This window comes from Arthrobacter saudimassiliensis (assembly GCF_059090665.1).
Window position 1 is genome coordinate 768,529 of record NZ_JBNHFX010000001.1, and the last position, 18,177, is coordinate 786,705.

The following is an 18,177-nucleotide window of genomic DNA, read 5'->3' on the forward strand; positions in this document are numbered from 1 at the left end:
ACTCCATGGCACCCTCAGCTCCGGCCGGACGACGCGCCGCCGTCGTCGTCAATCCCAGCAAGCGGACCGACGTGGATATCCGGGCCCTGACCGCGCAGGTCTTCCGCGAGGAGGGCTGGGAGGAGCCGCTGTGGTTCGAGACCACGGTGGAGGACCCCGGACACGGCCAGGCGCGCCGGGCACTCGAGGAGCAGGTGGACCTGGTCATCGCCGCCGGCGGCGACGGCACGGTGCGCTGCGTGGCCGCGGAGCTCGCCGGAACGGACACCCCGATGGGGCTGCTGCCGCTGGGCACCGGGAACCTGCTGGCCCGCAACCTCGACATCGGCGTCGACGACCCGGCGCAGGCGGTACGCGCCGCGCTGACCGGCACCGAGCGGCGCATCGACGTCGTGCATGTGACCGTCGACGAGGCCGTGGACAGCGACATCTTCCTGGTCATGGCGGGCCTGGGCTACGACGCCGGCATGATGGCCGATACCCGCGACGAGCTCAAGGACCGGATCGGCTGGCTGGCCTACGTCGACGCCGGCATCCGCAACCTGCCCGGCAAGCCGGTGCGGACCACCATTTCGATCGACGGCGGCAAGCCGATCCAGCGCCGGCTGCGCAGCGTCATGGGCGGCAACTGCGGAAAGATCACCGGCGGGCTGGAGATCTTCCCGGGCGCCCGGATCGACGACGGGCTGCTGGACATCCTGACCCTGGCGCCCAAGGGCCGGCTCGGCTGGATCGGCGTGGTGGCCGGGCTGCTGCGCCGGGGCAGGGGCAAGGGCACCGCCGTGGAGTACTTCCAGTGCAAGCGGGCCGAGGTGTGGGCGGACTCGCCGCTGGAGTTCGAGATGGACGGGGACCATCTCGGCGACGCCACGCACATCCTGTTCGAAATGGATCCCAACGCCCTGCGCATCCGGATGCCCTACGGGAAGAAGGACCCGGCGGTCCTGACCAACCCGGAGCCCTGAGCCCGGCTTCCGGGCGGTCTAGGCGGCCAGCCAGGCCATGGGGTCGACATAGTCTCCGTCGCGGAGCACCTCGAAGTGCAGGTGCGGGCCGGTGGAGTTGCCGGTGGAGCCGACCGCTCCGATGTGCTGGTTGAAGTCGACCCACTGGCCTTCGCTGACGTCGATGGCGCTGAGGTGGTTGTAGGTGCTGGTGAACCCGTCACCGTGGTCGATGACGATCCGCAGGCCGCCGCCGCCCTCGTAGTGCCAGTGCGCGTAGACGACCGTTCCGGCCCGTGCCGCCTTGACCGGGGTTCCGGTGACGGCGCTGAAGTCGGTTCCGGTGTGGAACTCCGAGCCGAAGATGTTGCGCCAGCCGAAGTTCGAGGTGATCTCCATCGTGTCCAAGGGCACGTTGGGGCGGGGCGCTTCGGCTTCGGGGGCGGGTTCCGGCGCGGGCTCGGCGGCAGGGGCTTCGAGCGGCTGCGTGGACCCGGTGCCGCCGCCGTCACCGCCGGCGCCCTCGCCGCCGCTGCCCTCGCCGCCGCCCTCAGCTGCGGTGCCGTCGGTGGCCTCGGCGCCGTCGTCGGCCTGGTCCAGCTCCTCGACCGAAACGGCCCGCATCAGCGGCAGCGGCTGCTGGGCGGCTGAGGCTGTGCCGGCCACCACGACCCCGAGGGCGACGGCGGCGGTCCCGCCGAGGATCGCCAGGCGCCGGGTGCCCTCGCCCAGGCGTCGCTGCAGTCCGGCGGGCAGCCCGCCCCCGCGCGAGCCGGCGGCCCAGTGCAGGGCACGCCGCCGCGCACGGCGGCCGTGCTGCTGCACCTGCCCGGCCGCGGCGTGGGAGGTTTCGCGGACGGCATCCGCCTCCGACTCGATGGCCGAGCCGACGGCGTGGAGGGCGTCCAGGGAAAAAGAAGGGGAAAAGAACGTGTGGTTCCTGGTCAAAGCATCATTCCAGTGTGAGGCGCGGTCAGAGTCAGTGGGCCTCAGGGGTGCGAATGGCGGCGGGCTCCCGCCCGCGGCACTGGTTCCATTCTCCGGGCTGTCAACCCCTCACCGGAAGGTTTTTGTGAGCAACTCCCCAGCCGGGCACGGCTGGACGGAGGGAGGCCGCTCACAGCCTCCCTCCGCAGGGGTTCGGGCTATCCCTCGGCCCGGCCCTCCCGCCAGTAGCCCATGAAGGCCACCTGCTTGCGGTCGATGCCGGCGTCCCGGACCAGGTAGCGGCGCAGGCCGCGGACGACAGCGGCCTCGCCGGCGATCCAGGCGTAGAACGGCAGCGCGCCGGCCGGGGCGTGCGGGTTGGCGCTGGATTTCAGCACCTCCGGGTCCAGCCGCTGGGGGGTCTCCCAAAGGATGGTCTGGTCCACGTCGACCTCTTCGGGCTCCTGCCCGGTGCGGGGCAGCGGCAGGGCCCCGCCGGGAAGGGCGACGGCGGTCCGCACCGCCCCTTCGAGCAGAGTGCCGTGGGGGCGTCCCTCCCGGGGCAGCCAGCGGACGCCGACGCCGGAGGCGGTGCGGACCGGCTGGATGTCCGCGGGGTCCGGCACTTCCAGCAGGGCGTAGCCCGTGACGTCTGCGGGCAGCTGCTCCAGGATGGCGGTGATGGCCGGGACGGCGGTCTCGTCGCCGGCGAGCAGCACGTGGCGGGCCAGGCCCGGACGCCATTCGATGCCGCCGTAGGCCTCGGCGGTGACGCAGTTCGCGACGTTGGGCCCGATGATGGCCACCCGGTCCCCCGGCTGCGCCTCGGCGGCCCAGCTGGACGCCGGGCCGCCCACGCCGTCGGCGTCGAAGTGCAGCACGAAGTCGACGTCGATCTCCGGTTCCGGCCCTGAGCAGCGGGCCGCGCGCACGGTGTAGGTGCGCATGGCGCCACGGACCGAGGGGTCCAGCTGCAGCCAGTCCTGGTACCAGCGCGGGTTGGCGCAGTCGAAGTCCGGCAGCGGGAGGATGCGGCCGTCCGGGGCACGGGAGGGCAGCACGATCTTGATCCGCAGGTCGTCGGTGCGGCCCTGCACCCCGAACTCGGCCAGGCAGGATCCGGTGAAGGTGATCCGCTGGAAGTTCGCTCCGATGCGGCTCACGCGGCGCACTTCGACGTCGAAGCACATGATGGCGCCGGCGGCGCGGGTTCGGCGCGCGGCGGGGGCGCGGTCGGCTGGGCTCATGAGGCGGCCTCCAGGTTGTTCGGTGCCGGCTCGCGGCGAAGACGGTCGTCGGGGTTGGGCAGGTAGCCGCGTCCCTGCGGCTTCCTGCGGGAATGGTGACGGCCCACGGGAACCACCAGCGGGGTTCCGGAGACCGGGTCGGAGATGACTTCGCAGTCCAGCCGGAACACGTCACGGACCAGGTCGGCGGTGATGACCTGGTCCGGAGCACCCTGGGCGGCGATGGCGCCGGACTTCATGGCAATCAGGTGGTCGGCGTAGCGGGCGGCGAGGTTCAAATCGTGCAGCACGATCGCCACGGTGGTGCCGCGTTCCCGGTTCAGGTCGCTGACCAGGTCCAGCACCTCCACCTGGTGCGTCACGTCGAGGAAGGTCGTGGGCTCGTCCAGCAGCAGGATGCCGGTCTCCTGGGCCAGTGCCATGGCGATCCACACCCGCTGCCGCTGGCCGCCGGAAAGCTCATCGACACTGCGGCCGGCCAGTTCCGCGGTGCCGGTGGCTTCAAGCGCCGCGGCGACGGCCTGCTCGTCACGGGCGGACCACTGCTTGAAGAAACCCTGGTGCGGGTACCGTCCGCGGCCGACCAGGTCCGCCACGGTGATGCCTTCGGGCGCGGTGGGCGACTGCGGCAGCAGCCCCAGCTTCCGCGCCACCTCCCGGCCGGGCAGCGAGTGGATGTCCTGCCCGTCCAGGGTCACGGCTCCCCCGGCGGGCTTCAGCAGCCGGGCCATGCCGCGCAGCAGCGTGGACTTTCCGCAGGCGTTGGCCCCCACGATGATGGTGATCTTCCCGGCGGGCAGCTGGACGTCCAGCCCGTCGACCACCACCCGGTCCTCGTAGGAGAGCACCAGCTTCTCGGCTTGCAGCAGGTTGGGCATCGCTAGCCTCTTCCCGATTTGTTGGTTCGCATGAGCAGCCACAGCAGGAACGGGGCACCCAGGGCGCCCGTGACCACGCCCACCGGCAGGCTGGTGGCCGGCAGCAGGTTCGCGGCGGTGAACTCGGCGGCGAGCACGATCAGCGCGCCGGTCAGCGCCGCGGCGGGCAGGCTGGCGGCTCCGCCGCGCAGCCGGGCCGCGATCGGCCCGGACAGGAAGGCGACGAACACCACCGGCCCTGCGGCGGCGGTGGCGACGGCGGCCAGCGCGACGGCGGTCATCACCAGGCCCAGCCGCACCGGTTCGACGGGCACGCCGAGCCCGGCGGCGGTGTCGTTGCCCAGCTCCAGGGCGCGCAGCCGTCCGGACAGCGCCGCTGCGGCGGGAACCAGCACGGCCAGCGCCAGGGCCAGCAGCCCGGCGCGCTCCCAGGTGGCGGCGTTCAGGGATCCGCTGAGCCAGACCAGCGCCTCGGAGGCGGTGCGCACGTCGGTGCGGGTGAGCAGGAAACTGACCACGGCCTGCAGTACGGCGGCGAACCCCACGCCGATCAGGATCAGCCGGTAGCCGCCGGCGCCGCCGCGGCGGGAGAGGAGATAGATGGCCAGCGCCACGGCCAGCGCTCCGAGCAGGGCGGCGAGGGAGACGGTGCTGCCGGAAGCGCCGAAGAACACCAGCGCGGCCACCGCGGCGGCGCTGGCTCCGTAGCTGATGCCGATGATGTCGGGGCTGGCCAGCGGGTTGCGCAGCAGGGTCTGGAACAGCGTGCCGGAGATGCCGAACGCCGCGCCGACCATGAGGCCGGTCACCGCCCGGGGCAGCTTGCCCTCCATCACGATGTAGGTGGCGCCGGGAATCTGCTCGCCGCCGAGGATGCGGAGGAAGTCCGGGATCGTGACTGTATAGCTGCCCAGCAGGATGTTGACGAAGAAGGCCGCCGTGACGGCCGCGGCCAGCACCGCGGCGACGCGCACATGCCGGGTGCGGCCGGTACGGCGGGCGGCCCGGACCTGCTGGAGGGCGGCGTCGGGGGCGGGCGTCAGGACCGGGGCGCTCACAGGGCCGCCAGCTTCCGGCGCCGGATCAGCCAGATGAACACGGGCGCGCCCAGCACGGCCGTCATGATGCCCACAGGCACCTCACCCGGCGGCAGCACCAGCCGCCCGACGACGTCGGCCACCAGCAGCAGCGCAGGTGCCAGGAGCGCCGAAAACGGCAGGATCCACCGGTAGTCCGGCCCGGTGAGCCCCCGTACGGCGTGCGGCACCACCAGGCCCAGGAAGGCGATCGGTCCCGCGGCGGCCGTGGCTGCGCCGCAGAGGAGCACGATGCCGAGGGCGGTGATGCCGCGGGTCAGGCCCACCCGCTGGCCCAGGGCGCGGGCGACGTCGTCGCCGAGCGAGAGTCCGTTGAGGACCCGGCCGGCGCCGAGCACCAGCAGCGCCCCGACGGCAAGGAAGGGCGCCACCGGGGCCAGGATGTCCCAGCCGCGGCCGGAGACCGAGCCCACCTGCCAGAACCGGAAGGTGTCCAGCGTCTGCTGGCTGCCCACAAGCACGGCAGAGAGGAGCGAGGTCAGGCCGGCGGAGAGCGCGGCTCCGGCCAGGGCCAGCTTCACGGGGGTGGCGCCTTCCCGGCCCAGCGAGGCCACGGCGTAGACGACGGCGGCGGCGGCCGCGGTGCCGGCGAGGGCGAACCAGACGTAGCCGGTGAGGCTGGTGACGCCGAAGACGTAGATGGCGGTGACGACGGCGAACGCGGCGCCGGCGTTCAGGCCCAGGATGCCGGGATCGGCCAGCGGGTTGCGGGTCACGCCCTGCAGGGCGGCCCCGGCCAGGCCGAGCGCCGCTCCGACCAGCAGTCCGGTCACGGTGCGGGGCACCCGGGAGAGCACGACGGCGTGGTCGCCGTTGGCGGGATCGAAGGCGGTGAGGGCCTCGAGCACCGTAGGGAAGGAGACCTGCCGGGCGCCGAAGGCGACGGAGGCCAGGGCCGCGAGCAGCAGGACCACGGCCGCGGCCGCCAGGCCCGCCGCCCTTCGGCCCCGAACCGCCGAAGCGGGGGGCCGGTGGGCGTGCACGGGGCGGGCGGCGGCAACGTCCGCAGCGGACATGCTCATGCTGGACCCTCCCTCCCCGCGTATGGCTAAAGTAAGGCTAACCTACGCAGGCGGGAGTTACGAAAGACTTCAGTTGCGTAAATAACAGCTATCGGTCGGCGCCGTGTCCGGGCGCGACCTCCTCGCCGGGACGGACCGGGCCGGGGGCGGTGCCGTCGCCGAAGGGCCGCCCGCCGAGCTCCTCCCGGCCGTGCGGGGTGAGCCATCCGGACAGCTCCGGACCCTTGGGCACGATGCCGGTCGGGTTGATGTCCTCGTGGACGATGTAGTAGTGCGCCTTGATCTGTTCGAAGTCCACGGTGTCGCCGAAGCCCGGGGTCTGGAACAGGTCCCGGGCGTAGCCCCACAGGGCCGGCATTTCGCTCAGCTTGTTCCGGTTGCACTTGAAGTGGCCGTGGTAGACGGCATCGAAGCGCACCAGCGTGGTGAAGAGCCGGACGTCGGCCTCGGTGATGGTGTCCCCGATCAGGTACCGCTGCCGCGACAGCCGCTCCTCCAGCCAGTCCATTGCCGACCAGAGCCGGTCGTAGGCGGCGTCGTAGGCCTCCTGGGAACCGGCGAAGCCGCAGCGGTAGACGCCGTTGTTGATCTCGGTGAAAACGCGCTTGTTGACCTGCTCCATTTCCTCCATGTGCTCGGCCGGCAGCAGGTCCGGGGCGCCCTCGCGGTGGAAGTCCTTCCACTCCGTGGAGAAGTCCAGGGTGATCTGCGGGAAGTTGTTCGTCACCACGGCACCGCTGGGGACGTCGACGATCGCGGGCACGGTGATGCCGCGGGTGTAGCCGGGCACGCGCTTGAAGAAGGCCTCCTGCAGCCGTTCGATGCCGAGCACCGGATCCCTGCCGTCGGGATCGAGGTCGAAGGTCCAGCTGCGGGCATCGTGCGTGGGGCCGGGGGTGCCCAGCGAGATGGCGTCCTCCAGGCCGAGCAGCCGCCGGACGATGATGGTCCGGTTGGCCCACGGGCAGGCGCGGGCGGCGATCAGCCGGTAGCGGCCGGCCTCCACCGGATAACCGTCCCGGCCGTCGCGGGTGATCCGGGTTTCGATGTAGTTCGTGTCGCGGGTGTACTCGGTTCCGCCGGTGACATAGGAGCCGCGCGTGCTGTGGGGGTCCGCCTGGACGCTCTCGTTGGCCATGCCCCCAGCCTAAGCCCCGCGCGTCCGCCGTCTCCCGTGCCGCAGGTACGAACCGGTATCGTTTCGTGGATACCGCCGCCGGATCTGAAAGGACGTGCGCAGATGCGTATCGCCGTCATTGGTGCCACCGGGAACATGGGCACGGCCCTGCTGCGCCGCCTGGCAAAGGCCCGCTCGGAGTCCGGCGAACCGCTGGAGGTCGTCGGCGTCGCCCGCCGTCTTCCGGATGCGTCCCGGCCGCCCTATGACGGCGTGCAGTGGCACAGCATCGACATCACCGCCCCCGACGCCGTCGCGCAGCTTTCCGAGGTGCTGGCCGGCGTCGACTCCGTGGTGCACCTGGCCTGGGCCATCCAGCCCAACCGGGACGAGGACCTGCTGCACCGCATCAACGTGGACGGCACGGCCAACGTGCTCGACGCCGCCGGGGCGGCCCTGGTGCGCCAGGTGGTCTGCGCGTCCTCCGTGGGCGCCTACTCCCCCGCACCCAAGGACCGACTGACCTCCGAGGACTGGCCGGCCCGCGGCATCGAGAGCTCGCACTACAGCCGGCACAAGGGCGAGCAGGAGGCCCTGCTGGACCGGTTCGAACGGCAGTATCCCGAGATCCCGGTGGCCCGGCTGCGGCCGGGGCTGATCTTTTCCACGGAAGCGGGAACGGAGATCGGCAACTACTTCCTGGGCCCGCTGATCCCCAAGGCCTTCCTCAACCGGCTGAGCCTGCCCCTGATTCCCCTGCCCTCCAGCTTCAGCTTCCAGGTGGTGCACGCGGACGATATCGCCGACGCCTACTGGCGGGTGATCGAGCAGCGCGCCGAGGGCGCGTTCAACATCGCCGCCGACCCGGTGGTGACGCCCGAACTGCTGGCCGGGGTCCTGGGCGCCCGCCGGATCCTGAACGTTCCGGCCAAGGCGATCCGCGCCGTCGTCGGCGCCACCTGGGCGGCGGGCCTCCAGCGGACCGACCCGGGCTGGGTGGACATGGCCGCCGGCGCTCCGGTCATGGACACCACGCGGGCCCGGGAGGTGCTGGGCTGGACGCCGACGGTGTCCAGCCTGCAGGCCCTGCAGTACGTGCTGGACGGCATGGCCTCCGGCGAGGGCGTCCGCGGCTCGGACCTGATGGCGCCGCGGCGGAAGTAGCCGCAGGGGCTGCTGTACCGGGTAAGGCTAGGGAGCGGCCGGCTGGCGGTGGGCGGCGAGCCGCTGCTCGACGTCCTCCTCCAGCAGGATGGCGTTCAGGGCCACGGCCATGCGGTACGCGTCACCGGCGGCGGTCACCACCTGCCGGGCCGGGTCGGCGGCATTGCCCGCAGCCCAGACCCGGGAGACGCTGGTGCCGCCCAGGCTGTTGGTGTGGATGGTGCCGTCCTCGTTCAGTGCACAGCCCAGCTCCTCCACAAGGGCGGATGAGGCGTCGGCGCCGGGCTCGCAGAACACGGCCTCGCACGGCACCTCCCGCCCGTCCTCGAGCACCACGGCCGCCAGCGCATCATTGGGTGCCTTGAGGGCGGACGCCGCGCCGCGGACGACGGCGACCCCCATCGCCTTCAGCTTCTCCAGCGCTTCGGCGTCGGGTTCCAAGCCCGGCTGGACAATCAGGGTGACGTCATCGGAGAGGGTGCGCACCAGCAGTGCCTGCTGGATGGAGCTTTCCGCGGTGCCGAGGACCGCCAGCGGCCGGTCCGCCGTTTCCCAGCCATGGCAGTAGGGGCACTGCAGCAGGTCCCGGCCCCAGCGCTCGGCGGCGCCGGCCAGTTCGGGGATCACGTCGCGCAGCCCGGTGGCCAGCACCAGGTGCCGGAACGCCAGCCGGCGTCCGTCCTCCAGCCGCACCTCACCGGACCCCGCGGCAGGGACCTGCGCGGAGGCTACGGTGCCGTGCACCAGCTGCACGCCGTATCCCTGGACCTCACGGCGGACTTCGGCGATGAGGTCCCGGGGCGGCATGCCCTCCCGGCCCGGGTAGCCGTGCACATGCCCGGCAGCGGAGTTGCGCGGCGAGCCGGCGTCCACCACGGCGACCCTCCGGCGGCCGCGGCCCAGGACAAGGGCGGTGGTGAGGCCTGCGATGCCGCCTCCGGCCACCACCACGTCATAGCTGTCGGTTCCGCTTTCATTCATCTGCCCATTCTTGCAGACCGGGCCCCGATCATCAGCACCCTTACAGTGACCTAGAATCCACATCATGAGTGAGAACAGGGCCGAAGCGCCCAGCAAGCTGAAACAGGGCATCACCGGGAAGATGCTCTATTTATTCATTCTCGGCGACGTCCTGGGAGCCGGCATCTATGCGTTGGTCGGAGAGGTGTCGGGCGCCGTGGGCGGCGCCATCTGGGCACCGCTGCTCCTGGCCCTCGCCATGGCGCTGCTGACCGCATCCTCCTACGCCGAGCTGATCACCAAGTATCCGAAGGCCGGCGGCGCGGCGGTGTTTGCCGAGCGGGCCTTCAAACTGCCGATCGTGTCCTTCATGGTCGGCTTCGCCATGCTGGCGGCGGGCGTCACCAGCGCCGCAGGCCTCTCCTTGGCCTTCTCCGGAGACTATCTCGCCGTCTTCCTGGACGTGCCGGCGGTGCCGGCGGCCATTGTGTTCCTGCTCCTGGTCGCACTGCTGAACGCCCGGGGCATCAAGGAGTCGGTCCGCAGCAACGTGGTGATGACGGTGATCGAGCTTTCCGGCCTGGTCCTGGTGATCGTGCTCGTGGCCCTCATGGTCGGCCGGGGCGACGGCTACCCGGAGCAGGTGCTGCAGTTCCGCGAGGACGTCAGCCCCGCCTCCGGGATCCTGGCCGCGTCGGTGATCGCGTTCTACTCGTTCGTGGGCTTTGAGGTTTCCGCCAACGTGGCCGAGGAGGTCCGCGACGTGCGGCGCGTGTATCCGCGGGCGTTGTTCGGGGCCATGCTGACCGCCGGCGTCGTGTACCTGCTGATCGGCCTGGCCGCCTCCGTCGCGCTTCCCACCGACGAGCTGGCGGGCTCCTCGGGTCCGCTGCTGGCGGTGGTGCAGGCCACCGGCTTCGGCGTGCCGGCGGAGCTGTTCAGCCTGGTGGCCCTGGTGGCGGTGGCCAACGGCGCCCTGCTGACCATGATCATGTCCAGCCGGCTGGCCTACGGAATGGCGGAGCAGGGACTGCTGCCCAGCGTCTTCGGCAAGGTGCTGCCCAACCGGCGCACCCCGTGGGTCGCGATTGCCGCCACGACCGCGGTGGCCATCATCCTGACCCTGACCGGGGGCCTGGCCGCGCTGGCCGAGACCGTGGTGCTGCTGCTGGTGATCGTGTTCCTCAGCACCAACGTGGCGGTGCTGGTGCTGAAGAAGGACAAGGTGGACCATTCCCACTTCCGCACCCCGGTGGTGCTTCCGCTGCTGGCCATTGCCACCTGCATCGTGCTGCTGATCCAGCAGGACGCCGGGATCTGGCTCCGCGCCGGCATCCTGCTCGCCGTGGGCGCCGTGCTCTACGTCATCCGCCGATCGGTCAAGGGCCCGGGAGCGGGCGTCCGCCCCACCGCTGCTGCCGGCTGAACCCGGCCGCCCGGACACGGAAGAGGCCCCCGCCGGATCGGCGGGGGCCTCTTCCCTGCGCGGCCGGGGCAGCGGCTACTCGTGCAGGTCGTCGTCGTAGTCCTTGCCGGCGTGCTGCTGGCGCAGCTTCCGGCCCTGCTCGATGTCCTTCTCCTCCTGCTCCTGGCGCTTGTCGATCTGGCGCGTGTCCCGCGGGGGCAGCTGCACCGACTCCTCGGCCTGAATGCCGGCCTGCAGCTCCCGTCCGCGCTCCATCTCGGCGTCGAACTCGGCGCCGAACAGCAGCGACAGGTTCGCCAGCCAGAGCCACAGCAGGAGTACGATCACGCCGCCGATGGTCCCGTACGTGGCGTTGTAGTTGCCGAAGTTCGCGACGTAGAAACCGAAGCCCGCCGTCACGATGGCCAGGACGACCAGGGCGATGAACCCGCCCATGCTCATCCAGCGGAACTTGGGCTGCTTCACGTTGGGGGTGGCGTAGTAAAGGATCGCGATGATCACGATCGCGAAGAGCACCATGACCGGCCACTTGGCGATGTTCCAGATCATGACGGCCTGGCTGCCGAGGCCGATCACGTCGCCCACGGCTTCGGCGATCGGGCCGCTGATCACCAGCATCAGCAGCAGCGCGGCGGCGAGCAGGATCATCACCAGGGTGACGAGCAGCAGCACCGGGCGCAGCTTCCAGATCGGGCGGCCTTCCTCGACTTCGTAGATCCGGTTCATGGCCCGGCCGAAGGCGCCCACGTAGCCGGACGCTGACCACAGGGCGCCGGCAATACCGATGAACAGGGCGAGCCCGGCTCCCTGCGAGCTGGTCAGCTGGGTGATCGGACCTTCAAGCAGGCCGACGGCGTCTTCGGGGGCAACCTGCCGAACGTAGTCCAGCAGAGTGTTGGTGGTGCTTTCCGCCTGTCCGACGAGCCCGAGGATGGAGACCATCGCCAGCAGCGCCGGGAACAGGGACAGGACCATGTAGTACGTCAGCGCCGCCGCGAGGTCGGTGCACTGGTCCTTGGAAAACTCGCGGATGGTCTTGCGGAAGATGTACTTCCAGCTGGGCTTGGTGACCTCGGTGGGATCGTCCGGTTTGCGGGCGTCCTCGGGGTCCGGTGCCGACCCGGGTGTGCCGGTTTCCTGTTGCGCCATGGCGGCCTCCCTGATCTGTCTGGCAGTTCACTTCAACGTCTTGATAAGTGAACTTAGCATCAAAGACGCCGCTCGACGCCGTCGGACGGCAGCAGGCGTCAGGCGTCAGGCGTCAGGCGCGGGCGTAGTAGTCCTGCAGCGCCTTCTCCTGATCCGGGGTGAGCGCACCGTCCGGCTGCAGCTCCGGGGAGTCCTTGATCGCCTGCTTGGAGAAGGCGACGTAGATGTTGTCCTGCCCGTCCCGGCGCGCGCCGGCCAGCGGCACGAAGTACTGCCTCGACTCGAACAGGCCCAGCGCGACGGTAATGAACACCGGCCGCCCGGTCTCGCGGTCCAGGTGCACTTCGCTGACCAGGCCGAGCCGCTCGCCGTCGTTCGCCCACACGTTGGCGCCCTGGATCTGATGGATCTCGTACTGGTCGGTCATGGCCGGTCCCCTCGCCTCTGGTTGCTGGCTCCTGAAGTTCCCCGTTCCGGTCGGAAACAGGGTGACTCCATCCAGCCCCAGCTCGCTCCCCGTGTCAACGCGGAGCGGCGGTGCGGGCGGGATCAGGGGCGGCCGCGGGGTGGTCAGGCCCGGCTGGCGCCGTCGGATGGCAGCGGCTCGTCCTGGCTGCGGTCCTCATAGGCCTGCTCTCCCGGGCCGGCGAACGCCCGGCGCCGGTTCACCGCTTCGAGCGAGCCGGTAAACATCTGCGAGGCGCCGGTTTCCTCTGCGGGCGCCTGGCCGCCCCGCCGGGGCTGCGGCTCGGCCCGCACCTGCTCCCAGCGCTGGCGCGGCAGCGCGTAGGCGTGGTGCTGCTGCAGGTAGGTGACCATGGTTTCGCGGACCAGGCAGCGCAGGTCGAAGAGCGTGCCGCTGTCCGCGGCGCTGACCAGGATGCGGACCCGCACCAGGCCGGCCACCGCGTCCGTGATCTGCAGGACGCCGGTGCGTCCGTCCCAGAGCTCCGTGCCCTCCAGCGTCTCCGTGAGCTTGGCCCGCAGGTCGGCGGCGGGAACCCGCCAGTCGACGTCGAGCTCCACCGTGCCCAGGATCGCGGACTGGCGGCGGGTCCAGTTCTCGAACGGCGTGGTGGTGAAGTAGGTGGAGGGCAGGATCAGCCTGCGGTCGTCCCAGATGTGCACCACCACGTAGGTCATGGTGATTTCCTCGATGGTGCCCCACTGCCCCTCCACCACGACGACGTCGTCCACGCGGATCGAGTCGGTGAAGGCGATCTGGATGCCGGCGAAGACGTTGCCCAGCGTGCTCTGCACCGCGAGGCCGGCCACGATGGAGACCACACCCGCCGAGGCGAGGATGCCGGCTCCAAGCGCGCGGACTTCGGGAATGGTCAGCAGCACAACGGCCACCGCCATCACCGCCACCAGCGCGACGGCGATCCGGCGTCCCAGCGTGACCTGGGTCTTCAGCCGCCGCAGCCGGCGGTTGTCCTTGGTGTCGGTGCTGTATTTGGTGAGGATCACCGCTTCGATGATCAGCAGCAGCACGATCGCCAGCCAGGCCAGGGACGCGATGAGGCCCAGGACCAGCACGTAGTCCACGGGGCCGAACCAGGACTGCCCCGAGGCCGTGGCGTTCAGCGCGATCCGGGTGCCGATCAGCGCGAGCGCGAGGCGCAGCGGGTTGCGGCCCAGCGTGGTGATCTGGCGGATGCCCGGCACCTTCGAGAACAGCCGGGTGACCCCGGTGCGCACCAGCCGGGCCGCCAGCAGGGCGGCACCGACGGCCAGCGCGACGGCGATGACGGGTTCGAAGCCGGACAGGGAGGAGACCAGTTCATCCATGGGTTTTATGCTGTCAGGCCGTGCGGGGGGCTTGTCCAATCGGCTGCCGGAGGAAGCCGCCGACAGGACAGGCCCGCCCCGCCCGGAACCTACCCGGCGTTGCCCGCGGCCTCAGCCAGGAGCGGGACGAAGTTCTCCAGCGCGTAGGGAATGCTCAGGACACTGGCGGCGGAGATGGACAGGGTCAGCGTGTTGTCCGAATCGGCCAGCAGCGCACCGGAGCGGACCGCCGGGATCTGGCTCAGCAGCGGGTCGGCGGCGATGGCGTCCTTGGTCGCGGCGTCGGGCACCCAGGTGACGAAGACGTCCGATTCCAGTTCGTTGGCGCGCTCGGCGGACCAGGTGATGTAGAAGGCCTCCGAGGTGGTGTTCTCCTCCACCACGGGCGCCTGGGTCATGCCCAGCTCGGTGAGGAACCGCGGCCGGTTGTCGCCGGCGGTGTAGACGTAGATCGATTCCGCGGCGGCGGGGTCCAGGTTCCCGTAGATGAAGGTCTTGCCCTCAAGCTCGGGGTGCTCGGCTGCAGCGTCGCTGATGGCCTGCTCGGTGTCGGCCACCAGCTCCTCGGCCTGGGCGCTGCGGCCCAGGGCCTCGCCGATCATGGTCGTGGATTCCTGCCAGGCGGTGCCGAAGGCGGCCTCCGGGTAGGCAACGACGGGGGCAATGGCCGACAGCCGGTCGTAGTCCTCCTGGTCCAGGCCCGAGTAGGCGGCCAGGATCACATCGGGGCTGGTTGCGGCGATTTCGTCGAAGGCAATGCCGTCGGTCTCGGAGTACTGCACGGGCGCGTTCCCGCTGCCGATCTCAGCATCCAGGCCGGCGAGCGCGTCGTCGATCCAGGGGGTGGTGCCGTTGTCATTTCCGCCGTAGTCGATGACGGGCATGCCCACGGGCACGACGCCGAGCGCCAGGGCGGTGTCGGCGTTGACCCAGGAGACGGTGGCGACCCGTTCGGGAGCCTCTTCGATGACGGTCTCGCCGAAGGCATGCTCGATGGTGACCGGGAATTCATCCTCGGCTCCGGCGGCGTTGCCGGACGGCGACTGGCCGCCGGAGGAACCGGTGGAGCAGGCGGACAGCGACAGGACGGCGATGCAGGCGGCGGCCGCAGCGCGGCGCATCCGGGACAGGGCCATGGGGGCTCCTTGGGCGACGTAATGGTGGTTTACGAAGTAAGGCTAACCTACGTTCAACCCAATTACGCAACATGAATATGGCCTAATCCCGGGTCTTCTGTGAACCCGGCACCGGGTTGCTGCGGCGCCCCGCGCCGCCCGCCGCTACTCGGCCGGAGGCTCACCCGGATAGAGGAAGACCTCGCCGTCCACGACCGCCACCCGGTGGGTGCGCGCATCGACCGTCGCCGGCAGGCACAGGGCCTTGCCGTCCCGCAGGCAGAAACGGGCCGAGTGCACCGGACACTCCACCTCGCCGTCCTCGATCCAGCCCTCGGCCAGGGAGGCCTCTTCGTGGGTGCAGGTGTCGTTCAGGGCATAGAAGCGCCCTTCGCTGTGGAAGACCGAAATGTCGTCATCGGTGCCGGCGGTCTCGGCGTCGACGACGACGGCCTCACCTTCGTCGATCTCCTCGACGGCGGCTACGCGGATGCCCTCGCTCACGGTTCTCCTGTCCTGGCCCGGGGCCATGCAGTGGTCTGCTTCCGCCTTCCACGTTACCGCTGACAACACCGCAGCCCGCACCGCCCCGGAGCGGCCCTCTTCGGCCCTGCATCAGCGGCGCTGCTGCACCGACATCCGCCCGACCTCCAGCTGGCGGATCAGTCCCACCAGTTCCTTGCGCAGGCGCGGATCGAGTTCCGCGACAAATCCGCCCTGCTCGATCTCCTCGGCTTCATGGAGCATCCGCCGTCCGTGGTCGGTGACGGTCACGGCCCTGCGGCTGGCGCCCTCGCCCTCGCCGACTTCCTTCACCAACCCCTGGTCCGCCATTGCAACCAGGGAGGTGCCCAGCGTCTGCGCGGTGACCCGCAGCCGCCGGGCCAGCTCCGCCCGGCGCAGCGGCCCGCCGGCCATCAGCACGCGCAGCACCGTAATGCGTTCCTGCGTCAGCCCCAGGCTCCGCAGCCTGTTGTCCATATGCCTGCGCACCAGCCGGGCCGCCGTCGACAGCAGCCGGACTGCCTCCCAGTCCCCCTCATCCTGCATATTCCTGCTTCCCTCAGTTGACTTCGGTTAGCGATATACGACAAACACCGAGATAATCAGCGTGCTTACCATTTGATGCCGAGGGACGGGGGTGTTGTCAAGCCGGGGCCGGGTTCCGGTCCCTCGGCCAGGTGCAGGCCGCATCCCTCTTTACCTCCCGGGAACGCCGCGTGAGAATTGGCCGCAGCAGCCGCGGCCGGCCCGCGGAAGGCCCCGACGGAGGGAAGCTCCCCCATGGATTCCACCGAACTGCGCGACGCCGTGAACGCCGACGGCGCGGCCGGCGTCCGGGACCGGGTGGTCACCGAACGCGACGCCCGGGCCGCCACCGAGGAGGCCCGCGACACCGGCGAGCAGCGCCCCAGCTTCGCGAAGGGGATCTATCTCGGCGATTACGACCTCGACCTCATCCGGCACCGGCCCGAAGATCCCGCAGAGGCCGCCCGCGGACGGGACTTCCTCGACGCGCTGACCGAGTACTGCCGGACCATGGACGGCCGGCTGATCGAGCGGACCGGCGTGATTCCCGACGAGTATCTGCGCGCCCTGGCCGACCTTGGCGTGTTCGGGATCAAGATTCCCCGCCGCTACGGCGGGCTCGGCCTGTCGCTGCTCTGGTACGGACGGGCGCTGATGGTGCTCGGCACCGTCCATCCGTCCCTGGGCGCACTGGTATCCGCACATCAGTCCATCGGTGTGCCGGAACCGGTGAAGACCTTTGGCAGCGAAGCGCAGAAGGAGCGGTACCTGCCGCGCTGCGCGGGGGGCGCGGTGACGGCGTTCCTGCTCACCGAGCCCGACGTCGGCTCGGACCCGGCGCGGATGCGCACCACCGCCGTCCCCACCCCCGACGGCAGCGGCTACGTCCTGGACGGGGTGAAGCTCTGGACCACCAACGGCGTCATCGCCGAGCTGGTGGTGGTCATGGCCGCCGTTCCGCCGCATGACGGGCAGAAGGGCGGCATCAGCGCATTTGTGGTGGAGATGGACTCGCCGGGAATCACGGTGGAGAACCGCAACAACTTCATGGGCCTGCGCGGCATCGAGAACGGCGTCACCCGGTTCCGGCAGGTGCTGGTGCCGGCCGCCAACCGCCTGGGCCGGGAGGGGCAGGGACTGAAGATCGCGCTCACCACGCTCAACACCGGGCGGCTGTCGATTCCGGCGATGTGCGCGGCCGGCGCGAAGTGGTCCCTGAAGATTGCCCGCGGCTGGACCGGAGCCCGCGAACAGTGGGGCCGGCCGGTGTGGCGGCACGAGGCGGTGGGCAAGAAGGTGGCCTTCATGGCCGCGACCGCCTTCGCCATGGAGGCCGTCTTCGAGCTCAGCGCCGAGATGGCGGAGGCCGGCACCAAGGACATCCGGATCGAGGCTGCCCTGGCCAAGCTCTGGGCCAGCGAAATGGCGTACAACGTCGCCGACGAGCTGGTGCAGGTCCGCGGCGGACGGGGTTTTGAAACCGCGGATTCGCTCGCCGCGCGCGGTGAACGTGCCGTGGGCGCCGAGCAGCAGCTGCGGGACCTGCGGATCAACCGGGTGTTTGAGGGCTCCACGGAGATCATGCACCTGTTCATCGCCCGGGAGGCCGTGGACGCGCACCTCAAGGCCGCCGGCGACCTCGCCGTCGCCGACTCCTCACTTCCGGCCAAGGCGCGCTCCGCGGTGAAGGCCAGCCGGTTCTACGGGCGCTGGCTGCCCACGCTCGCGGCCGGGCCGGGGACGCGCCCGACGTCGTACGCGGAGTTCGGCGTGCTGGCCCGGCACCTGCGCTTCGCCGAACGGGCGTCGCGCCGGCTGGCGCGGCAGACCTTCTACGGCATGGCCCGCTGGCAGGCGGGGCTGGAGCACCACCAGGTGTTCCTGGGCCGCATTGTGGACATCGGGGCGGAGATCTTCGCGGTGTCCGCGGCCTGCATGCGTGCGCACACCATCCGGCAGCGTGATCCCGAAGAGGGCGCCGCCGCCGTCGAGCTCGCCGACGCGTTCAGCGCCCAGTCCCGGGTGCGGATCGGGGAGCTGTTTGACGGGCTCTGGCGCAACTCCGATGCCCAGGACGCCCGCTTGGCGAAACAGGTGCTGGCGGACCGCTACACCTGGCTCGAGGAGGGCATCATCGACCTGTCCGAAGGCACCGGGCCCTGGATTTCGCCCACGGCGGCCGGCCCGGAGCCCAAGGAGAACCTGCACCGCCGGTACCGGTAGAGGAGAACGGCGGGGTGGAAAGGCGAGCGGGGCGGCTGCCGGCAGGCAGCCGCCCCGTTTCGTGGTCGGAGGTGCGGAAGAGCCTGCC

General features: G+C 70.7%; 17 protein-coding genes. 4 read left to right on the plus strand and 13 right to left on the minus strand.

What is annotated here, in order from left to right; translation table 11 throughout:
* Nucleotides 1-5 precede the first annotated feature (5 nt).
* Nucleotides 6-965, plus strand: coding sequence for a diacylglycerol/lipid kinase family protein (locus AC5RV6_RS03540; protein WP_494005892.1), 960 nt, complete (start codon nucleotides 6-8; stop codon nucleotides 963-965).
* 18 nt (nucleotides 966-983) lie between these two features.
* On the opposite strand, the gene AC5RV6_RS03545 is transcribed toward AC5RV6_RS03540, so the two are convergent.
* From AC5RV6_RS03545 to AC5RV6_RS03570, 6 genes are all read right to left on the minus strand, one after another.
* Nucleotides 984-1,892: a M23 family metallopeptidase gene (locus tag AC5RV6_RS03545; RefSeq protein ID WP_494005893.1), complete on the minus strand. Its 909-nt coding sequence runs from the start codon at nucleotides 1,890-1,892 to the stop codon at nucleotides 984-986.
* Nucleotides 1,893-2,089: 197 nt separating this feature from the next.
* The gene (locus tag AC5RV6_RS03550) at nucleotides 2,090-3,118 is read right to left on the minus strand and encodes a siderophore-interacting protein (protein WP_494005894.1); all 1,029 of its coding nucleotides are present in this window, start codon (nucleotides 3,116-3,118) and stop codon (nucleotides 2,090-2,092) included.
* A complete protein-coding gene (locus tag AC5RV6_RS03555) occupies nucleotides 3,115-3,996 on the minus strand; it encodes an ABC transporter ATP-binding protein (protein WP_494005895.1) in 882 nt (293 codons plus the stop codon). Before AC5RV6_RS03555 ends, AC5RV6_RS03550 begins: the two co-directional genes overlap by 4 nt.
* 2 nt (nucleotides 3,997-3,998) lie before the next feature.
* The gene (locus tag AC5RV6_RS03560) at nucleotides 3,999-4,970 is read right to left on the minus strand and encodes a FecCD family ABC transporter permease (RefSeq protein WP_494006619.1); all 972 of its coding nucleotides are present in this window, start codon (nucleotides 4,968-4,970) and stop codon (nucleotides 3,999-4,001) included.
* Between the two features lie 80 nt (nucleotides 4,971-5,050).
* Nucleotides 5,051-6,115: a FecCD family ABC transporter permease gene (locus tag AC5RV6_RS03565; RefSeq protein WP_494005896.1), complete on the minus strand. Its 1,065-nt coding sequence runs from the start codon at nucleotides 6,113-6,115 to the stop codon at nucleotides 5,051-5,053.
* Nucleotides 6,116-6,203: 88 nt separating this feature from the next.
* Nucleotides 6,204-7,253: a glutathione S-transferase family protein gene (locus AC5RV6_RS03570; protein ID WP_494005897.1), complete on the minus strand. Its 1,050-nt coding sequence runs from the start codon at nucleotides 7,251-7,253 to the stop codon at nucleotides 6,204-6,206.
* Nucleotides 7,254-7,355: 102 nt separating this feature from the next.
* Here AC5RV6_RS03570 and AC5RV6_RS03575 point away from each other — a divergent pair, with 102 nt between their 5' ends.
* Nucleotides 7,356-8,396 carry an NAD-dependent epimerase/dehydratase family protein gene (locus AC5RV6_RS03575; RefSeq protein WP_494005898.1) on the plus strand — a complete coding sequence of 347 codons (1,041 nt, stop codon included), beginning with the start codon at nucleotides 7,356-7,358 and terminating at the stop codon, nucleotides 8,394-8,396.
* A 27-nt stretch (nucleotides 8,397-8,423) separates the two neighbouring features.
* Here the strand turns inward: AC5RV6_RS03575 and AC5RV6_RS03580 are convergent, their stop codons facing one another.
* Nucleotides 8,424-9,377, minus strand: coding sequence for an NAD(P)/FAD-dependent oxidoreductase (locus AC5RV6_RS03580; RefSeq protein WP_494005899.1), 954 nt, complete (start codon nucleotides 9,375-9,377; stop codon nucleotides 8,424-8,426).
* A gap of 64 nt (nucleotides 9,378-9,441) precedes the next feature.
* On the opposite strand from AC5RV6_RS03580, the gene AC5RV6_RS03585 reads away from it, so the two are divergent.
* Nucleotides 9,442-10,782 (plus strand): APC family permease, encoded by a 1,341-nt coding sequence (locus tag AC5RV6_RS03585; protein ID WP_494005900.1) that lies wholly within the window; start codon nucleotides 9,442-9,444, stop codon nucleotides 10,780-10,782.
* Nucleotides 10,783-10,857: 75 nt separating this feature from the next.
* On the opposite strand, the gene AC5RV6_RS03590 is transcribed toward AC5RV6_RS03585, so the two are convergent.
* The 6 genes from AC5RV6_RS03590 to AC5RV6_RS03615 all read right to left on the minus strand — a co-directional run bounded on the left by AC5RV6_RS03590 (nucleotide 10,858) and on the right by AC5RV6_RS03615 (nucleotide 15,887).
* Nucleotides 10,858-11,931, minus strand: coding sequence for a YihY/virulence factor BrkB family protein (locus tag AC5RV6_RS03590; protein WP_494005901.1), 1,074 nt, complete (start codon nucleotides 11,929-11,931; stop codon nucleotides 10,858-10,860).
* 112 nt (nucleotides 11,932-12,043) lie between these two features.
* Nucleotides 12,044-12,358, minus strand: coding sequence for a PRC-barrel domain-containing protein (locus AC5RV6_RS03595; RefSeq protein WP_494005902.1), 315 nt, complete (start codon nucleotides 12,356-12,358; stop codon nucleotides 12,044-12,046).
* 143 nt (nucleotides 12,359-12,501) lie between these two features.
* A complete protein-coding gene (locus tag AC5RV6_RS03600; protein ID WP_494005903.1) occupies nucleotides 12,502-13,722 on the minus strand; it encodes a mechanosensitive ion channel family protein in 1,221 nt (406 codons plus the stop codon).
* 89 nt (nucleotides 13,723-13,811) lie between these two features.
* Nucleotides 13,812-14,858, minus strand: coding sequence for an iron-siderophore ABC transporter substrate-binding protein (locus AC5RV6_RS03605; RefSeq protein ID WP_494005904.1), 1,047 nt, complete (start codon nucleotides 14,856-14,858; stop codon nucleotides 13,812-13,814).
* Nucleotides 14,859-15,002: 144 nt separating this feature from the next.
* Nucleotides 15,003-15,341, minus strand: coding sequence for a bifunctional 3-phenylpropionate/cinnamic acid dioxygenase ferredoxin subunit (locus tag AC5RV6_RS03610; protein WP_494005905.1), 339 nt, complete (start codon nucleotides 15,339-15,341; stop codon nucleotides 15,003-15,005).
* A 111-nt stretch (nucleotides 15,342-15,452) separates the two neighbouring features.
* The gene (locus AC5RV6_RS03615; RefSeq protein ID WP_494005906.1) at nucleotides 15,453-15,887 is read right to left on the minus strand and encodes a MarR family transcriptional regulator; all 435 of its coding nucleotides are present in this window, start codon (nucleotides 15,885-15,887) and stop codon (nucleotides 15,453-15,455) included.
* 234 nt (nucleotides 15,888-16,121) lie between these two features.
* Here AC5RV6_RS03615 and AC5RV6_RS03620 point away from each other — a divergent pair, with 234 nt between their 5' ends.
* A complete protein-coding gene (locus AC5RV6_RS03620) occupies nucleotides 16,122-18,089 on the plus strand; it encodes an acyl-CoA dehydrogenase family protein (protein ID WP_494005907.1) in 1,968 nt (655 codons plus the stop codon).
* Nucleotides 18,090-18,177: the final 88 nt, after the last annotated feature.